Below are 17658 nucleotides of genomic sequence, written 5' to 3' on the forward strand. Positions count from 1 at the left end.
CTGAAATCGCTGTCTCTATTTTTGCTTTTTAATATCCCTTAGCGTGACGCTATTAAAAAAATGGAGGCAGGTATGTCGTGGATAAAAAAGAACGCGCTTTGGTGTGCGTTAGGTGGCGCTGTCGTAATGGCCATTGTTATTTGGGGAACATGGCAAGGAGTCCATTACACCAGCACTACGGAGTTTTGTTTATCGTGCCACTCGATGCGCACACCTGGAGAGGAGTATAAAACCAGCGTGCATTTTCGTAATGCCTCTGGCGTGCGAGCGGAGTGTAAGGATTGCCACATTCCCCCGGGAGTCGTCCCGACGTTGATGCGTAAAACCGAAGCCCTAAACGATCTCTATCACACCTTTATCTCACCCTCTATCGATACCCCGGAAAAATTCAATGCTAAACGGGCTGAGCTCGCCCAGCGAGAGTGGGCGCGGATGAGCGCCAACAACTCGGCAGCCTGTAAATCGTGTCACAGCTATGAAGCAATGGATCATGGAAAACAATCCGCCAATGCCGCGGCGCAGATGACGGCGGCAGCGGCGAAGGACAGCAACTGCATTGATTGCCACAAAGGGATCGCGCACCACAAACCGGACATGAGCAGTGGTTTTCGCGATCGCTACAAGCAGCTACAACAGCAGGGAGAAAAACTGTCAACTGCGATGACGCTGTTTTCGTTAAGCGAAAAAACACTGACAGCCACGGCAGGGGCACCAGCAGGGAAAGCGCTGTTATTTCCGGCGACCCAGGTCAAGGTGCTGCAAAAAGAGGGAGGCAACGTCCAGTTGGAAGTGACGGGCTGGCGTGAAAGCAAGGGGCGTGGGCGGGTGATCACCCAGTATATGGGTAAACGCGTATTCTCCGCGGTTCTGGATGCTTCACTGATGGAAAACGTGAAAGTCCTGCAAACCCAGACTGACCCAGGTTCGCATCAGGAATGGCAGCAGGTGAGCGTGACCGCATGGACCTCCGCGCAGGGACTCATCGATAGCATTACTCCGGTATGGGAGTACTCAGATCAGATGCTGCAATCGACGTGTAGCGCCTGTCACAGCACGCCGCCGGCTACCCGATACACCGCCAATGGCTGGATTGCCGGACTGAAAGCGATGTCGACGTATTATCGACTCAATCCGGTGGAAGAACGTACGTTGTTGAAATACCTCCAGACACACGCCAGCGATGTGTCTGAACCCAACAAATAATAAGGATAAGATATGGATATTCATGACTTTAATCCGTCCCGCCGTCGTTTTCTGACCGGAATGCTGGCGGTTGGCGCAGCCAGTGCGCTGGCGCCTAATCCGCTGATATCAAAAGTATGGGCGGCGGGGGAAAACCCCGAACAATGGATCCAGTCCGGCTCACATTATGGTGCTTTTGAAGCCAAAGTGGTTAACGGCGAGTGGACGGAAACGCGTCCGTTCAAACATGACAAACACCCGTGCGATATGCTCAATGCGGTACGTGAAATCGTCTACAACCCTTCACGGGTTCGCTATCCGATGGTTCGACTGGACTGGTTACGCAAGCGTGAGAAGTCGGATCGTAGCCAGCGGGGAGATAATCGTTTTGTGCGGGTTAGCTGGGATCAGGCGCTGGACCTGTTTTATGAAGAGCTTGAGCGGGTGCAAAAAACCTACGGTTCATCCGGCGTCTTTACCGGGCTGGCAGATTGGCAAATGGTGGGCAAATACCACAAGGCTGGCGGTGCAATGGACAGAGGGCTCGGCCTGCATGGTAGCTATGTGACGACCGTAGGCGACTATTCAGCGGCTGCAGCCCAGGTGATTTTGCCGCATGTTATTGGTTCGCTTGAAGTCTATGAACAGCAAACCTCGCTGCCGCTGGTTATCGAGAACAGCAATACCATCGTACTGTGGGGCTGTGATCCCATTAAGAACTTGCAGATTGAATTTTTGGTTCCCGATCACGATGCGTTTGGCTACTGGCAGCAGATCAAAGAGGCCGTCGCCCAGGGCAAAATGCGCGTCATCAGCGTTGATCCGGTGCGCAGCAAATCGCAAAATTTTCTGGGGTGTGAACAGCTGGCGTTACGACCACAGACCGATGTTGCGTTACTGCTGGCGCTCGCACATACCCTGTATGCAGAAAAACTGTTCGACACGGCATTCATTAACGACTACACCGTCGGCTTCGAGCAGTTTTTACCCTACCTGATGGGAGAAACAGACAAACAACCGAAAAGCGCCGAGTGGGCTGCTGAAATCTGTGGGCTAACGGCGGATCAGATACGTGACTTTGCCCGGCTGCTGGTGAAAGGTCGGACGCAGTTTATGGGCGGCTGGTGCGTACAGCGTATGCACCACGGCGAACAGTATCCCTGGATGCTGGTGGTGCTGGCCAGTATGGTTGGTCAAATTGGCTTACCGGGCGGCGGTGTGGGGTTCGGCTGGCACTACAACGGCGGAGGGACGGTGACGTCAGCCGGGCCGGTACTTTCTGGTCTGGGGAGCATTAACAATCCGCCAGAGGCGAAGTATAAACCAGATTTTCGCGGCGTATCCGAGCATATTCCTACCTCACGTATTGTTGATTGCCTGCTGGAGCCGGGCAAAAAGATTGCGTTTAACGGTGAGACGTTAATCTACCCTGACATCAAAATGGCGATCTTCAGCGCGGCTAACCCGTTCCACGCCCAGCAGGATCGCAACCGGATGATCGAGGCGTGGAAGAAACTGGAGACCGTGGTGGTGTTAGATCACCAATGGACCGCATCCTGTCGTTTTGCCGATATCGTCCTGCCTGTTACCACACGCTTTGAACGTAACGATATTGAGCAGTTTGGCACCCATTCGAATAAGGGACTGATGGCGCTGCATCAGGTCGTCAAACCGCAATATGAAGCGCGGCATGATTTCGACGTGTTTGCCGGACTCTGTAAACGTTTTGACAAGGAGTCGGTATACCGGGAAAACCGCGATGAGATGCAGTGGGTACAAGCGCTTTATGACGAAGGGGTCAAAATGGGGGCCTCGCTCGGTGTTACGTTGCCAGACTTTGACACGTTCTGGAAAGGTGAAGGGTATGTTGAATATCCCGCGGGACAACCGTGGGTGCGTCATGGCGAATTTCGCGATCAGCCCGATCTTAATCCCCTGGGCACACCATCCGGTCTGATTGAAATTTACAGCAAAACGATTGCCGGTTTTCAGTATGACGATTGCCCTGGACATCCGGTGTGGATGGAGCCGTTTGAACGTAGCCATCAGAGTAGGAAAGATAAATATCCACTGCACCTGCAATCCTGTCATCCGGATAAACGCCTGCACTCCCAGTTGTGCTCAAGTGATGCGTTTCGCAGCACGTATGCGGTAGCGGGAAGAGAACCGCTTTACATCAGCGAGCAAGATGCTGCCGCGCGGGGGTTAAAAGCCGGGGATATTGCGCGGGTCTTTAACGCGCGCGGTCAGGTGCTGGCGGGGGTGGTGATTAGCCCTGATTTTACCCCTGGCGTGATCCGCATTCATGAAGGGGCATGGTATTCCCCACAGGAAGGTGGGAAAGCCGGGACGCTATGTACCTATGGCGATCCTAATGTCCTGAGCGCGGATATTGGTACGTCTCAACTGGCGCAAGGGCCTTCAGCGCATACCGTGCTGGTGGATGTCGAGCGCTATCAGCAACATGTTCCACCGGTCACGGGATTTGGTGGGCCGGAGATAGTAAAAGAGGAGGGGGACAATGCAGCATAGCCTTATTTTCCAGCAACGTGCCGCGGTCTATCAGTGGTTTTCACAATTGCTGTTTCGTGAGCTGGACCAGAAACAACTCGCTCGTCTTGAAAGCGAGGATACCCGACAGTGGCTTGCGTCGCTGGCGGGTATCCCTGGGCTTTCGCTGGATGTCAAAAAACTGGAGCGTAGCCTGACGCAGGCTCTGCGTCGTGAAAGCCGACAACTGGAGCTGGCCGCAGATTTTGCAACGTTATTTCTGCTGGCGCCGCCTGGCGGTGTTTCCCCGTATGCGGGACATTATCCGCACACAACGGCGGCCGAAGAACGTCGACAAATGAATGTACTGTTGGTTGAACACGGGCTGGCTGCGCAGGAAAATGAGCCCTCCGATCATATCGCTATACAGCTGGCTTTGATGGCGAGGATGGCAGCCAAAGAGGAAACGCTATCTGCACAATATTACTTTTTACATCATCATATTATGTGTTGGGCACCCTTGTTTCGTGATAGCTGCCTGCAGCGTGATGAGAAGGGATTTTATGCGTGGGCGGTTAGCGTCATTGTGGGTTTTATACGGGAAGATGAGCAGTATCTGGAATCATTGTTGATGGATGATTTTTACCTCAGCAGTCAGCGCTGAAAATGACAAAGGGACAGCCTGCGCTGTCCCTTATACGTCAATGTGCGGCAGAAAATTAGTCTGCACGGCCCATATAGCGGCGTTCTTCGATATGAATACGGATTTTCTCACCCGCACTCAGATACTCAGGAACCTGGATCACCAGACCGGTGCTCAGGGTTGCTGGCTTGTTACGTGCACTCGCTGAAGCACCTTTAATACCCGGTGAGGTTTCAACGATTTCCAGGTCTACGGTCTGTGGCAGTTCAAGCGCCAGCAGCTGGCCGTCCCAGGTCAGTACCTGCATGTCTGGCATTCCGCCTTCCGGGATGAACAGCAGCTCTTCTTCAATCTGGTCTTTGGTGAAGGTATACGGGGTATAGTCTTCTTTATCCATAAAGACATATTCGTTGCCATCAACGTAGGAGAAATCAACCCCGCGGCGGCTTAGGGTGACGGTATCCACGATATCGTCACCTTTGAAGCGCTCTTCAACTTTCAGACCGGTACGGACATCAGAAAAACGCATTTTGTACAGCGTAGCTGCACCACGTGCGGACGGTGATTGAATATCGATATCTTTTACAATCAGCAGCTTGCCGTTGTAGTTCAGTACCATACCTTTTTTAATTTCGTTCGCTCTTGGCATCGAAAAAATCCTGTAGTGAGGAGTGTCTAAAATATCGCGTAAAACTACTCGCGCCGGGGCATTCAGGCAAGCGGAATTCATGCTTTTGCTGGTGCCAAAAAGGTGGTACTGTGCGCTTCCCGCACAATCCGATGGTTTACGATAAAGAGAGTACTGTATGGAATGCCGTCCGGATTGTGGTGCATGCTGCACCGCGCCTTCAATCTCCAGTCCCATCCCTGGCATGCCTGATGGCAAGCCTAACAGTCAATTATTCTCAGTATAAAAAATGACATAGCTAAGCAGAAATGACTTTTTTGCTAAGTGTTTCAATTGAATGTGAAAAGCTTTCTCCATAGCCAGTTTTAGACAGTTGTAATAACTCATTTAGCCCAGAATGACTTGTAAACGAAAGGTTTTCATAAAGACATATAGGAAGTTCTGAATTGTCTTTAAATCTTCTGTCTGGGCCTCCAGACTTGTTCACATACTTCCATGTCCTGCCAACGACTATGGCATCTCCAGGTACACCTTCGCTCTCAATGAATCGACTATCATCTACATTAACGAATAGCTGGTTATAACCAACAGCGCCTACACCTTCACGGTCATAAACCAGTACTCTATCTGGAAAAAAATGCAATGTTTGGCGACCGACATTGATAGCAATCGTCTCAATATTTGTTTTAACAAAGGGAGGCTTTGATTTGCTGATTGAGGTGACTTTTCTACGTAGTAAGTTACCAGCTCCGGCATGATACTTGGGGTCATAAACGGCTCCAGAAGCTTCTATATGCCATACTTTTGAGCAGCTTGCGAGCTTGGCTCCACTTTCATGAAGTTGCTGGTAACATGCCATCATTTGATCATCAAAGTCATAAAAAAGAACAGTAGTCTTTCTTAGCTGATCGTACATGTAAGCAAAAACAGAGATTGCTACCCCTACGATAAAGCCTATAGCGAGGCACCAATCAGGCCATGTCTGTGAAAAACCGTAAAGTAACAGCGCAATCGAAAGGCACATGACCAGGGGCCATATTTGTGACTTCTTACGTTTGTTGTTCAACTCTTCAAGCAGTTCTCGGGAACTTGAATCAACGATTTCCGAGATATGGGATGACTCGATTTCCTCGAGAGGTGCATGTGTAGTGTCATGTTCTATTGGGGAGTGGTCTGGTACATGTTGAACTTTCTTTCTGTTCTGTGGGACCAGGCTTGGTGAAAGCGAAGCACGATAATAGACTCCGCCAGCACCGATGTGGATGTAATTTCCTCTTGGGCCAGTACCAAACCTCAGTCCTTTTATACCAATAGATGCACCGACTCCTGATTTGGATAGGTTAAATCTCATCGGTCCGACTCGAATGCTTTTCTTAATGTAAAAGCTCATGGTAACTCCTTGTAAAACGAGGGGCTTAATTCATCGTAAGCTAGGGCGGTGTAACTGGTGGATTTTACAGCATATGTTTCATATTTTTAAAGGAACATTAACCCATCTAAGAGGAAAATCGCTCATTTTATAGGGGAATAGTTCTGGGTTACATGCTATCGCTCCGATTGTGACAGTGTGTTAATGTTTTATTCGAAGACAAAGAATTTAAGAGGTCCTGATGGAATGCCGAATCGACTGTGGGGCCTGTTGCATTGCTCCTTCTATATCAAGCCCTATTCCCGGGATGCCACAAGGCAAGCCAGCAAATGTAAGATGTGTGCAGTTATCGGAAGATAATTTATGCAACATCTTTGGGTCAATCCACCGCCCCAAGGTGTGTAGCAATCTGCGCCCTTCACTCGATATGTGCCATACAAATCGTGATGAGGCTATGGGTTACTTGATTCATCTTGAAAAGCTGACCTCATCATGAAGTTGTTGCCATAAATAATTTGATGGTGTATAGTAATAAAAATTTGCTGTGGAAACTTTTCGGAGTTTCTATTTGTCTACTAACACCGCATTTATGCCAGTGGCTGTAGGGCTTGGTCCTCCTTGGGATTCTCTCCCTCATACTGGTTATTATTAATATCTGTTATGTGGTGTTAGTTATATGTCCGTAGATCTGCTTTTTCCTGTCGTTCAAAAAATAACCAACCATCGTGATGATGGCCGTTACTCACTTATCCATAGCTCTGAATATGTGCTTGATGGGCTTATATACCGTTTGAACTATGATTCGATGAAGAAAGGTTATCATCCGATCAGAAAAGAAATCATTGATGCATTCATTAAGCAGTTACAGGCTATGCAATCGCACTACAGTAAGATTTTTGCTTTCCGATTTGACTTATCAGTGCCGGAAGGGATGCACGTTACGGAAAGTAATGTCTTAGTGAGTAATCTTTTTGAGCGGCTGAGAGGTCGTTTCAAAAAGAAGGCGTGGAATGAACAGCCGATCAAAAAATTTGCTTATGGCTGGGTTCGAGAAAAAAAAGCTGCTAATCAGGTTCATTACCACTGCTGGATTGCATTACCTTACTTCCAGGTTCAAACTGCTGGCTTTGGTAACACAGGCATGATTGGGTTGATAAGTGAGCTTTGGGATGAATTAACAGACAATATCAGTCGCGTGCATTTAGCCGAGAATAGTCGATACTCTATTGTAAGGGGTGATCACGATAGTCTTGTGGATTTTGTTGAGCGTATATCGTACCTCGCGAAAAACAGCGGTAAGTTTTCATCTGGGGAAGGGCAGAGGATCTTTTCAACGTCTAAGCTCAGAATGAAAGAGAGTAATTAACGCAGGTGGCAAAATCTTTCGTGTAGGTCAGTTTGAACAGAAAATACAAATTCTTCCTGTAACACATTCTAAGCCTTTCTAAGGGGGCGGTAGTACGTTCGCATTACCTGCGTGATTTAAACCTCTTATAGCTTCATACAGGCTGTTTTAGAGCGGTTTTCAATGTTTGTTTGATAAACCTTTCATTATAACTGATTGGTTTTAGTTTCTCATGAATACGTTTATGATTTGTGAGTAGTGTCACGCTATTTTTCAGTATAACGCAGAGCTGCCTCCTATGTTTGCGAAGTCGCTGGGAGTGGCTGCATCAGGCTTGCTGTAGGTTCCAGTTCCGTTTGATGGTCGGAAGACTCAACCCTAATTCCAGCAGCCGCTTTTGACTGGCTAAGACCTCTGCTCCTCGCTTCCTGAACTCGCTTACGAGTATATGAAAGAGGGATTGCTGGTATTATTACGGAAATCTGGATGAAACTGAAAGGTGGTAAAGCAACGCTGGTAAACTTGTCTAAAGCCACTAAAGACTATCCCGATCACTACGTCATTCATCGTGAACATCCTTCATCACTCGAAGGTCCGGTATTCTGGCTTTCTTACCTGGCAAAAGAACGTGGTAAAGCGCAAACAGGGAAGGGAACACGCATGTACTCAACATCAAAATTGAGTCGTAAAGCACTAAATTCGTAAATATCGCACAGGAAGCCCGTAGCGCGTTTTTCTTTCCAAGGTATGCAATCGCATTACCCATATCATGAAAATCGCTTACAGTCTCGCTCAGAGCGTTTTAAGGCATAATTTGTAGCTGGTTAACTTTATGCTTCGGTCAGATGCATGATAGTTCAACTATAGTTGCTTTGCTTATAGAATAATACATTCCTTCAAAATTCCGAGCGAAGCGAGGGACACGAACGTAGTGAGTGTCTGTGTACTATGTACTGTTTATAATATTTATATTTTATATATAGAAAAAACAGTACATTTCCGTATGTTTTTTAATCAACGCTAACTATCCGTCTTCGCTTCGCTTGACGGAACTCGCTTCGCTCGCGGTCTTGTTTTTGGGTTGTTGGAACGTGCCCGTCATTCTTGATGCATGTTCCAGTTCCCTTTGATCGTAGGAAGACTTAATCCCACTTTTTGCTTGGCTGAGACCTCTTCATATTGGCTTCCAGAAGTCGCTTACGAATATCTGTTGCAACCGCCTAACTTTTACCTACCTTCCTTGCTCGGTCAAGACCTTCTTTAGTTCTCTATGCAATGTGTAGTCTATTGATATAATTAGTATTTTATTCGAGATTATGTAATTGTGTGAAAAAGGATGAAAAACACACTTTTTGTATTAGCATTAGCCTCCGTATGCCTTCTAAAGCTTTCTAAAATGCAGGCTTCAAAAGTGCTTGATTTTACGAAAGTAATGAAAAGGTGTGATTACTAGCGTTAGTACCAGCACATTGTGTAACCTCTGGACAGTTAAGGATAATTAGATGCAAACAGCAGAGATGTTTCGTATTTTCCTGGACAATTTGAAAATACCTAATGAACGAATGACGGCAATTGCAACACATTATAAAAATGCCACAAGAAGGCTTAACATAAGGTTTCGGGAAACTGAAAACGGTTTCAATAATCGACTGAAGGTTGGTTCAGCAGGTCGTCGTACGGCGGTCAGCAAAACGTCAGATTTAGATATGCTGTACATTATGCCTTCAGGGTTGTGGGAGGCTTATCAAGTAGGTTTGAATCCTCAACGACGTTTACTTCGTGATGTAAAAGATGCTTTAAAACAAACCTTTTCGCAGCAAGAAGTCAAGGTTGATCGATTAGTAGTGCAGATTGTTTTTGACTCTTTCCATATAGAGGTGCAACCAGTCTTTGCTGACGGAGATCATTTTAAATACCCTGATACGAAAGCTGACAATGGTAATGGTGGGTGGCGGGTAACTAAACCTCGTATGGAAATTACCGAAATGAGGAATTTCCGAAATAACAAAAGTCGTAATCTCCATAATCTTTGTCGCATGTTGCGAGCTTGGAAAAACAGAAATACAGTAGACATGGGAGGACTTCTTATTGACACGTTAGCATGGAGGTTCCTTAAACAAACCGATGATTATGATGAAACTGGAATGGTTAGTTATGGTTTCATGTGCCGTGACTTTTTTGATTTTTTGCAAAAAGAAGACGTTCATGAACACTATGCTGCAATAGGCAGTGGACAAAGGGTTAAGGTCTACAAAAATTTCCAGCGACAATCAAAACGTGCCTTCAAACTATGCACGCAAGCGATTGACGCGTACGAGAATGGCTATACAAAGAAATGTCATGAACTTTGGCGGGAAGTTTTCGGACTTACTTTTCCTAAAGCAGCAACGGAAATGCAAGACTCTCTGGGGCTGGGGTCAGATAATTTCGTTAATGAATCATATTTTGCCCGCACATGGCGTAATACGGAAGAATTTACGGATGAAAAATTTGATGATGTCGATATTAGATATCCACTTGAAGTAAACTGTATTGTCAAAGAAAGTGGGTATAGGGAACGCTCGATTAGAGCTTACCTTTCGGATATAGCTCGACCTTGGTTACCTCCTAATAAGACTTTATCATTCTCGATCAATCAAGCAAGTTTAGATCTGATTCCTGAACCTTATGACATATACTGGAAAGTATTGAATAGAGGTAAAGAGGCTGAAGAACGTGATGAAATTCGAGGTCAAATAATTTTAGGTCAAACTACCCATACTGAACATACAAAGTTCAGAGGTAGTCATAAGGTGTGGTGTTATATCGTTAAGAATCATATAGTAATTGCCCAGGCTACTATCGACATTCCAATTGAGTGAAAAACATGCTAAAAAATGACTTGCTGAATCATATTGCTTCTGCTGGATACAACGTTGGGTTCGGAGCAAAGAAAACCTTTGCAACATTTGACATTGTAAGTAAGCTTCCTGGCTGGATTGGCATAATATCACTCGCAGTATCTGTTCTTGGTCTTTATATGGATGAAATGAGTTCTAAGAATATTTCTGCAATTTTTATTATTCTGAGCATTGGTAGCCTATACATTAATTTCTATGATGGTGATAAAAGTAAATATGAAGAGGCGGGGAAAAGGCAAACTGACATCTTCAGAAAGATTGAACGACTGTATTACGATGCAAAATCAGAGAGCCAGCCAGATTCAGCTAAGTATATTCAGGAACTTGAAGTTCTGATGCAAGATTTTGATAATAGCACAATTACTAAACAAATTTGTGGTAGTAATTGGTATGCTCACTATAAATTTTACAGTGAATTGGAGAAGCGATGGATTGAGGAACAGTTATCCTTAACTTTTTGGAAAGATAAATTTCCAAATACATTAAAAATATTTTTGATTATAATTTTAGGTATGGTTGTTTTTTTGATCTGCCACAGGTTGAATTGGATTTGATGCATTCATAACCTAATTTGAAAAGTAAAATTACGAATTAGATTAAATGAATTTGTCAAAGTCAGACTATTGATAAATTTTACAACAGTTTAGACTGAATATATGAAAGTATTTGACTGTTGCTGGTTTGATGAATGTGTTGGTGTTATCGAAATCGAGCATCGGTATGGATAAAATAAAGCCTCGCACTTCAGCGAGGCTTGTTATACAACGGTCGTTGTTTAAAGACCACCATGACGATTCGCATAGAACAAGAAATAATTGATATGCCGTTCTAAAGCTTTAAAGAAATCATCATTCGACCAAGTAGTTGAACTATAAGATGCACCGTTTGTAGAACTAAAAGTACGACCATTATCGTTTGTAGAAAATGTCGTTATCGAATAGCGGCCATCAAATCGCTCAGTTTCTGATAATAAAAGTTCATGCTTCCCGCCGTCTTTATACTTCATATTGAAGCTTATATGCCGTGCAGATGTAGAAATTTCAGCGTGGATTCCTCTTTCAAGTAAACCATTTTTGTACGTTTCAACTTCTGGTACGAGAGATTCAATAATTTCCGATAAGCGTTCTCGTTCCTGGGCTAACGTTTCTTTTTCTTCAATCTGCTCTTGTTTTTGTCTGCCTATTTTTTCATCAACACCTTTGAAGAATAAGTTACCTACCATGGGATATCCTTAATTATAATATGAGCGTTTCAAAGTCAGGACATATGGGCAGCAAATACTGTTATCAAGTCCGTTTTTAACACAAAAGCTCTTTCTTGATTCGGTAAAAGGTGGCGCGGCTGATACCTGCCGCTTTCATGATGTGGGCTGGTTTAACATTCTGCGCCAGCATTTCGCGAACAGTTTCACGGGCTTCCATATCTTTTTCTTTCCCCGTATACAAACCTGCCAGTTTTGCTCTCTCGATCCCCTGTGCCTGGCGTTTACGGCGGGTTTCATAATCTTGTCGTGCCATTGTCGCAAGGATATCGATCAGCATAGCATTGACTGCCCGAAGAATGCCGCTAGTAAGGTCGTTACCAGACATTTCAACCATCTGCCAGCTTGTTGGCAAATCCATCGAAACAATAACCAGTCCTTTACTGTTCAGCGTAGCTTTGAGTTCAGCCCATTCTTCATGTTGAAGACGACTGAGACGGTCAATCGCTTCAATTAGAAGCAAATCGCCAGGCCGTGCTTCGGCAAGTAGGTGCATCAGTTCCACACGTTCCAGCTTCGCACCGCTGGCATTCTCAATGTATTCTCCGGCTACTTGCCAGTTTTTGCTTTGCGCAAATTCGCGCAGGCTAACTAATGCACGATCAGCATGTTGGCCTTCGGTAGATGCACGGCAATAGATACGGACATTCATTATGCATTCTCTTTTGAGTATTAAATTGATACCCATATGATACAGTGCGTGTTTTTATTGTCAATAGAGTCAAATTTAACCCTATTGATACTGTGTGTCATGGTCTTTATCAGGTATACCTAAAAGAGATATTGTTCGGATGGTATTCAGATCTTGCTTGGGGTATACGATTTGGTCAGTTTCTGTAGCTGAAGCACTCCGGTTTCATTTCAGCAGGTCTTAATCAAATTCAGTGTGCCATACATGCGGCACGAAAAAGTCTGGCATCAATGTGACCAGTTCTATCACCCACCACAGTCACTACAGTGGCCACACAGTTGGGGACCCAAAGGATGTTGTTTACCATTTTGCAATGGTTGACAGCTACCCGAAAGCAACTCCTCTTCGAGAGCGCTCAATTCCTCAGTTAATCGGGTTTGCAATTTTAGTTTGTTGAACCCATCCACACTGGGCGTAAGTGTATAGTTGTGATAACTGTCAACTTTTCTTCTCTCTTCTGTTCAGAATAAATTAATGTTCAGGCGTTATGATAAATAAATGTTATCGCCACCATGGCGCGGTCTTTACAGGAATAAATCTCACCATTTTTATATTTTCACCACAGTACCTCAAAATTTCATATACCAAAACTGAACTTGGCCGGGTAGTATTGGCTGCTTAGTATTAACTGTAGATGCTGTTATTAGGAGTTTCAGGTGCAGGTAAACAAACTTACGGATGATATTGATATTAGTTCTCATGAGCGTTTCCTCGCGGCCCGTAAAAGCACATGGGTTAGTGTGCTTGTTAATTGTTTTCTGACATCCGGGCAAGTGATTACTGGCGTATTTTCCGGATCTCAGGGGCTTATTGCGGATGGTATCCATTCTCTGTCTGATTTAGTTTCAGACTTTGTGGTGCTTATTGCTAATCATAAAAGTAAAAAAAATCCCGATGATGACCATCACTACGGGCATCATCGTTATGAAAATGGTGCATCATTAATTCTGGGGACAATTTTATTCATTGTTGGCATCGGGATGTTATGGTCAGCAGCAAATAAAATGCAACAACCAGATGATATTCCTCAGGTACATATTGTTGCTCTGTGGGTGGCCTTAGCCGCACTGGTTATCAAAGAGCTTCTTTTTCGCTATATGCTGGCAGTAGCAACCCGAGTAAAATCCACTATGCTGGTTGCCAATGCCTGGCATGCCCGCTCTGATGCCGCCTCATCTTTGGTGGTGGCTATTGGTATTATTGGTAGTTTATCAGGGTTTAAATTGCTTGATCCGGTAGCTGCACTGGTTGTGGGACTGATTGTGACCAGAATGGGATATTCATTTATGTCAGATTCGCTTCATGACTTGATGGACAGGGCCGTGGATATTGAAACTGAAAATAGTATAAAAACAACATTATTGTCCACGCCTGGGGTCGAAGGCATCCATGACCTCAAGACCAGAAAAATGGGGGACCTTGTTGTTGTTGATGTTCATCTGGAAATTGATGGTGATTTATCAGTGAAAGTAGGACATGACATTGCTGTTTTGGCCAGGAAATCAGTTTTAGATAATCATCATGTTTTAAATGTTATGACACATGTTGACCCTTATTTTAAAGGTGATAATAGTCCTGGTTGCGGGGGCAAATAATCCTGAAAAATAATATGAATGCTGCTGTTTTTTGAGAAGATTGGGAAGGGATTATTTTTTTGCGCAATATTACCCCTTCTGACTGTGAAAACGAGAGTAAACAATATGGAGGCTATTATGAGAAAAATTATGCGTACTGTTGTGATAGGAGCCACTCTTCTTTTATCCCCCTGTGTAATGGCTGGTTCTGACGGTGTTGAACATGCCATGAAGATGATGAATAAAAGCTACCGCGCAGCACTTAAGGAGGAGGACGTTACATCCTTCAGGAAAGATATGCGGGAACTGAAAGCAACAGCAGAGTCCATCCTGAACAGCCCTGTAGAAGGGTATGACAGGGAAACGTATGTTGCAGGCATGTCACTTCTAATTGATGAGGTAACTGCCGTTGAAAGTACCGCTGAGAAGGAAGGTCTTGACGCCGGGAAAATTGCAGCACAGAAACTAGGCAGTCTGATGAGAAAATACCACAATAAACTAGGTGTTGACTGAGACCGGGAATTATTCGGTGAAGGTAGATATGCTGGAAAGATATCCCTGAACTGACATGATACACGTGCCTGTAATCAAGCAGATAGCTATGCACTGGTGAGGAAATTTCACAACGTTATCTTATCTGCAAAATACATATAAAAATGTTGGGGTAACAAACATGCATTATCAATGCTACATATTTTAGTTTGTTGCCTCAACATAAGTTAAGTACCTATTGGTGTTGCGCGGGGTGGATTCAGGGGGCCAAATTATATTTGGTGGTCACGCGTCAGTCTGTGTTTTGTTTGTTGGTCATGAAGTACATAGGTACTTATTTCGTTTTATACACACTAGGCTGTATGTTTGGAATCCTGGAAAAGTTGAACAAACCTAACGGTAATAAAACTACTTATTGTATATAAATTCTGGCATTTCATCGGTATGCCACTTCAATAGGAGTTAAAGACACCTATAGTGAGATCTGCAGGATCACCATGGATATGTGGATAAGATTTAAGCCTGAAGACTGTTGTATAACTCTTCTTCCTGAGCAAAATGTAGCTGCAGAATAGCCTCAAGCCCATACAAGGAACGTTGTACATCACGAATAATATCAGCTGAAACATCTGTGTTCTGCAGGAGTTCACTGAGTCGACCTAACTTCCTTACTTCCTGATATATTTCCTTGTGGCTACGATACAAAGCAGCAAGGGGGTCATCGCCGACCAGCATTGTCGATAATGAAGGGTACAGATCTTGTTCATCCTGTTGCTCATGAGACAGGATCTTCTGGACCAGTTGTTCATGCAGCTCCTTAAGGAGCATACGTTGCTCTTCCTGATCTGCTAGGGGGAAACGTGCAGCAACTTCAGCCAAAAATTGAAGAACAGGTTGTAAATGCTTGTGCTCGTTTCTCAATGTTTCAAGCTGTTGGTTACTTATAGCCTTGTCTAGTGGGCGTGTAACCCGACAGGTCAGCACCCGTAAAGCTGAGAGAATAGCCAGGAGATCAATGAATTCCTGTAAAAGTGCACCTTCAAACAGTGGTAACATACCAAGGGCTGCAATAACCATAGCTATGCAACATAACCCCATTCCGAGCAAGACACTTTGTGTGGCGATACGCATGGAAAGTCTGGCTATTTGTCTGGCATCAACCAATCGGTCTAACTGATCTGTCAGCAGTACGATATCAGCACTTTCTGCTGCCGCAGCGGTTCCCCTTGCCCCCATTGCGACTCCGACCCCAGCTGCTGCAAGTGCCGGGGCATCATTTACCCCGTCACCAACCATCATCGTGCAAAAAGAGTCTGAGGCATCTAATATATGCGCCAGTTTCATCTCCGGGGTCAGTTCAGCCAGAACACGATCGACACCAAGGCCTGTACCAATACTGTCCGCCACTTCCTGCCTGTCCCCTGTCAGCATAACTATCTCGCGCACACCGGCTTTTCGCAACATGCGCAAAGCTCTTGGTGTTTCCAGCCGTAACTGATCAGAGAGCAATAGCCAGCCGACCAACTCCGCATCAATTGCGATCGCAACTACCGTCACATTTTCAATGAACAAGCGCTGACGTGCGGACTCAAACCAGCTACCACTTCTGGCGTGGCTCAGAACAAAATCCAATGTACCAATACATACTTGCTGATCGTTGATTTTTCCTGTCAGACCCGCTCCGGCCACTTCCTGCACTGATTCCGGTATTGGTAAAGAGCCTAAGCCTTGTTCATGTGCCTCCTGTAAAATAGCGCTGGCGATAATGTGACAGGAAAACTGATCCAGACTTGCTGCCAGCCTGAGTAAATCCTGCTGCGTATAATGTGGATTAAGGCTCTGAATCGACGTCAGTTTTGCAGTCCCCCCTGTCAGGGTCCCTGTTTTGTCAAAAAATAGGTGATCTGCCCGAGCCAGTTGCTCCAGTGCGGCACTTCCTTTAATTAGTACCCCTCTCTGTGCAGAGCGGGAAATGCCGGAGACCAACGCCACCGGTACAGCCAGTAAAAGTGGACAGGGGGTTGCGACAACCAGCACAGCCAATGCGCGAACGGGTTCGTTACTCACGGCCCATGCCAGTAGAGCAATGCCAAGGGCAAAGGGGATAAACCAGACGGCATAACGGTCTGCCAGTCGTACTGTTGACGCACGTGACTGACTGGCCTGCTCTACCACACGGATAATACCCTGAAGCGTGCTGTCTTTTGCTGAACGGGCTGCATACATTTTCAGGGCATCTCCCGCATTAATTGCACCACTAAGCATCAGTGCACCAGCCTTCCGGGGGGCGGGTAATGATTCTCCGGTAATTGAGGATTCGTTCAAGACAGCGCTCGCACTCACCAGTGGACCGTCTACAGGAATAGTTTCTCCCGGCTTAACTAAGAGCAAATCACCGGGCTGAATAGATTCTACGGGGATAACCTGAATATCGTTTTTAAGAAGTCTATTCGCTGAACGAGGTGCTTTAGAAAGCAGAGAGGTCATTTCTCGTTCGGCACGGCCCTGAGCATAGCTTTCAAGCAATCTGCCTGTGGCGGTCATAGCGGCAATCACTGCTGCCGTTGCCGACTCTCCCATCCAAAGTGCACCAGACATTGAAATAATCGCAAGGACATCAACCCCAACCTGGTGTTTGAGCAAAGATTTAACCATCTCATAACTTGTTAACAATAACGAAGGAAGAGTGGATAAGATCAACACAATTGTTGAATTGATCCCCCATTGAGCGTTCTGGTTGAAAAAGCTCAACATTAATGCCAACAGGGGGAAACACAACAGCGCGATATCTGACAACAGGTGGTTATATTTCATAAATAGTGTTCCGTTTTTTTCGCGTTCAGAAAAGCATGGGAACCGTGGGGCAGTTATCGTTGAAATGATGATAAAGGAATCATAATAAGTGTGCCAGTTGCTTTCTCATGAAAACCTGTATCATCAATTTTGATATTTGGAGTCAGTTAGTATACCAAAAGTTATTGACCTGCTCCCCGTTGATTAACACACTGATGCCCGTAATGTCTTCATCATCGGTATGAGACCCTCATGAAGATGCTTTTTTCCGGCAAATAAATCATCAGTAT

Annotated in this window: 15 protein-coding genes and 2 pseudogenes; 11 read left to right on the forward strand and 6 right to left on the reverse strand. The window is 45.3% G+C overall.

The genetic code is table 11. The features are described 5' to 3' along the window. Nucleotides 1-72 precede the first annotated feature (72 nt). From torC to torD, 3 genes are read left to right on the forward strand one after another with little or no spacing between them, the layout of a single operon-like run. The gene (gene torC / locus HV041_RS04630) at nt 73-1203 is read left to right on the forward strand and encodes a pentaheme c-type cytochrome TorC (RefSeq protein ID WP_121584820.1); all 1131 of its coding nucleotides are present in this window, start codon (nt 73-75) and stop codon (nt 1201-1203) included. Nucleotides 1204-1215: 12 nt separating this feature from the next. Continuing rightward, entirely contained in the window at nt 1216-3714 is a 2499-nt protein-coding gene (gene torA / locus HV041_RS04635; protein ID WP_121584819.1) for a trimethylamine-N-oxide reductase TorA, read from the forward strand. Continuing rightward, nucleotides 3704-4336, forward strand: a complete 633-nt coding sequence (gene torD, locus HV041_RS04640) for a molecular chaperone TorD (RefSeq protein WP_182294051.1) — start codon at nt 3704-3706, stop codon at nt 4334-4336. The genes torA and torD overlap by 11 nt, the downstream gene beginning before the upstream one ends. A gap of 55 nt (nt 4337-4391) precedes the next feature. On the opposite strand, the gene yeiP is transcribed toward torD, so the two are convergent. Then, complete coding sequence (yeiP, locus tag HV041_RS04645) at nt 4392-4964, reverse strand: elongation factor P-like protein YeiP (RefSeq protein WP_005129255.1); 573 nt, start codon at nt 4962-4964, stop codon at nt 4392-4394. A gap of 157 nt (nt 4965-5121) precedes the next feature. Here yeiP and HV041_RS04650 point away from each other — a divergent pair. Further along, nucleotides 5122-5205, forward strand: a pseudogene (locus HV041_RS04650) (YkgJ family cysteine cluster protein); the annotation flags it as partial. Between the two features lie 36 nt (nt 5206-5241). Here HV041_RS04650 and HV041_RS04655 read toward each other — a convergent pair. Then, nucleotides 5242-6333 carry a DUF4236 domain-containing protein gene (locus HV041_RS04655; RefSeq protein WP_004864813.1) on the reverse strand — a complete coding sequence of 364 codons (1092 nt, stop codon included), beginning with the start codon at nt 6331-6333 and terminating at the stop codon, nt 5242-5244. 220 nt (nt 6334-6553) lie between these two features. On the opposite strand from HV041_RS04655, the gene HV041_RS04660 reads away from it, so the two are divergent. The 5 genes from HV041_RS04660 (at nt 6554) to HV041_RS04680 (ending at nt 11111) form a co-directional block, all read left to right on the forward strand. Next, nucleotides 6554-6808 carry a YkgJ family cysteine cluster protein gene (locus HV041_RS04660; protein ID WP_004864811.1) on the forward strand — a complete coding sequence of 85 codons (255 nt, stop codon included), beginning with the start codon at nt 6554-6556 and terminating at the stop codon, nt 6806-6808. A gap of 180 nt (nt 6809-6988) precedes the next feature. After that, entirely contained in the window at nt 6989-7678 is a 690-nt protein-coding gene (locus tag HV041_RS04665; RefSeq protein WP_004864809.1) for an inovirus-type Gp2 protein, read from the forward strand. A 465-nt stretch (nt 7679-8143) separates the two neighbouring features. Next, entirely contained in the window at nt 8144-8362 is a 219-nt protein-coding gene (locus HV041_RS04670) for a hypothetical protein (RefSeq protein WP_004864807.1), read from the forward strand. Nucleotides 8363-9159: 797 nt separating this feature from the next. Then, the gene (locus HV041_RS04675) at nt 9160-10518 is read left to right on the forward strand and encodes a nucleotidyltransferase (protein ID WP_016537366.1); all 1359 of its coding nucleotides are present in this window, start codon (nt 9160-9162) and stop codon (nt 10516-10518) included. 5 nt (nt 10519-10523) lie between these two features. Continuing rightward, nucleotides 10524-11111, forward strand: coding sequence for an SLATT domain-containing protein (locus HV041_RS04680; protein WP_007890843.1), 588 nt, complete (start codon nt 10524-10526; stop codon nt 11109-11111). A gap of 221 nt (nt 11112-11332) precedes the next feature. Here the strand turns inward: HV041_RS04680 and HV041_RS04685 are convergent, their stop codons facing one another. From HV041_RS04685 to HV041_RS24975, 3 genes and pseudogenes are all read right to left on the reverse strand, one after another. Then, a complete protein-coding gene (locus HV041_RS04685) occupies nt 11333-11779 on the reverse strand; it encodes a hypothetical protein (RefSeq protein ID WP_016537363.1) in 447 nt (148 codons plus the stop codon). A 76-nt stretch (nt 11780-11855) separates the two neighbouring features. Further along, nucleotides 11856-12470 carry a recombinase family protein gene (locus tag HV041_RS04690; protein ID WP_007890845.1) on the reverse strand — a complete coding sequence of 205 codons (615 nt, stop codon included), beginning with the start codon at nt 12468-12470 and terminating at the stop codon, nt 11856-11858. Between the two features lie 350 nt (nt 12471-12820). Then, a pseudogene (locus tag HV041_RS24975) lies at nt 12821-12925 on the reverse strand (reverse transcriptase); the annotation flags it as partial. Nucleotides 12926-13165: 240 nt separating this feature from the next. Here HV041_RS24975 and HV041_RS04695 point away from each other — a divergent pair. Then, nucleotides 13166-14104, forward strand: coding sequence for a cation diffusion facilitator family transporter (locus tag HV041_RS04695; protein WP_001198019.1), 939 nt, complete (start codon nt 13166-13168; stop codon nt 14102-14104). A gap of 117 nt (nt 14105-14221) precedes the next feature. Next, nucleotides 14222-14596, forward strand: a complete 375-nt coding sequence (locus tag HV041_RS04700) for a cytochrome b562 (protein ID WP_013096889.1) — start codon at nt 14222-14224, stop codon at nt 14594-14596. A 495-nt stretch (nt 14597-15091) separates the two neighbouring features. Here HV041_RS04700 and HV041_RS04705 read toward each other — a convergent pair whose 3' ends face one another. Next, complete coding sequence (locus HV041_RS04705) at nt 15092-17389, reverse strand: heavy metal translocating P-type ATPase (RefSeq protein ID WP_182294052.1); 2298 nt, start codon at nt 17387-17389, stop codon at nt 15092-15094. Nucleotides 17390-17658 lie beyond the last annotated feature (269 nt).

Origin of the sequence: Citrobacter sp. RHBSTW-00029, from assembly GCF_014104295.1 — a bacterium.
Lineage (GTDB): Bacteria > Pseudomonadota > Gammaproteobacteria > Enterobacterales > Enterobacteriaceae > Citrobacter > Citrobacter youngae.

Coding starts and splice junctions, on each gene's coding strand:
- torC (WP_121584820.1), top strand. CDS start 73: ATGTCGTGGATAAAAAAGAACGCGCTTTGGTGTGCGTTAGGTGGCGCT.
- torA (WP_121584819.1), top strand. CDS start 1,216: ATGGATATTCATGACTTTAATCCGTCCCGCCGTCGTTTTCTGACCGGA.
- torD (WP_182294051.1), top strand. CDS start 3,704: ATGCAGCATAGCCTTATTTTCCAGCAACGTGCCGCGGTCTATCAGTGG.
- yeiP (WP_005129255.1), bottom strand. CDS start 4,964: ATGCCAAGAGCGAACGAAATTAAAAAAGGTATGGTACTGAACTACAAC.
- HV041_RS04655 (WP_004864813.1), bottom strand. CDS start 6,333: ATGAGCTTTTACATTAAGAAAAGCATTCGAGTCGGACCGATGAGATTT.
- HV041_RS04660 (WP_004864811.1), top strand. CDS start 6,554: ATGGAATGCCGAATCGACTGTGGGGCCTGTTGCATTGCTCCTTCTATA.
- HV041_RS04665 (WP_004864809.1), top strand. CDS start 6,989: ATGTCCGTAGATCTGCTTTTTCCTGTCGTTCAAAAAATAACCAACCAT.
- HV041_RS04670 (WP_004864807.1), top strand. CDS start 8,144: ATGAAACTGAAAGGTGGTAAAGCAACGCTGGTAAACTTGTCTAAAGCC.
- HV041_RS04675 (WP_016537366.1), top strand. CDS start 9,160: ATGCAAACAGCAGAGATGTTTCGTATTTTCCTGGACAATTTGAAAATA.
- HV041_RS04680 (WP_007890843.1), top strand. CDS start 10,524: ATGCTAAAAAATGACTTGCTGAATCATATTGCTTCTGCTGGATACAAC.
- HV041_RS04685 (WP_016537363.1), bottom strand. CDS start 11,779: ATGGTAGGTAACTTATTCTTCAAAGGTGTTGATGAAAAAATAGGCAGA.
- HV041_RS04690 (WP_007890845.1), bottom strand. CDS start 12,470: ATGAATGTCCGTATCTATTGCCGTGCATCTACCGAAGGCCAACATGCT.
- HV041_RS04700 (WP_013096889.1), top strand. CDS start 14,222: ATGAGAAAAATTATGCGTACTGTTGTGATAGGAGCCACTCTTCTTTTA.
- HV041_RS04705 (WP_182294052.1), bottom strand. CDS start 17,389: ATGAAATATAACCACCTGTTGTCAGATATCGCGCTGTTGTGTTTCCCC.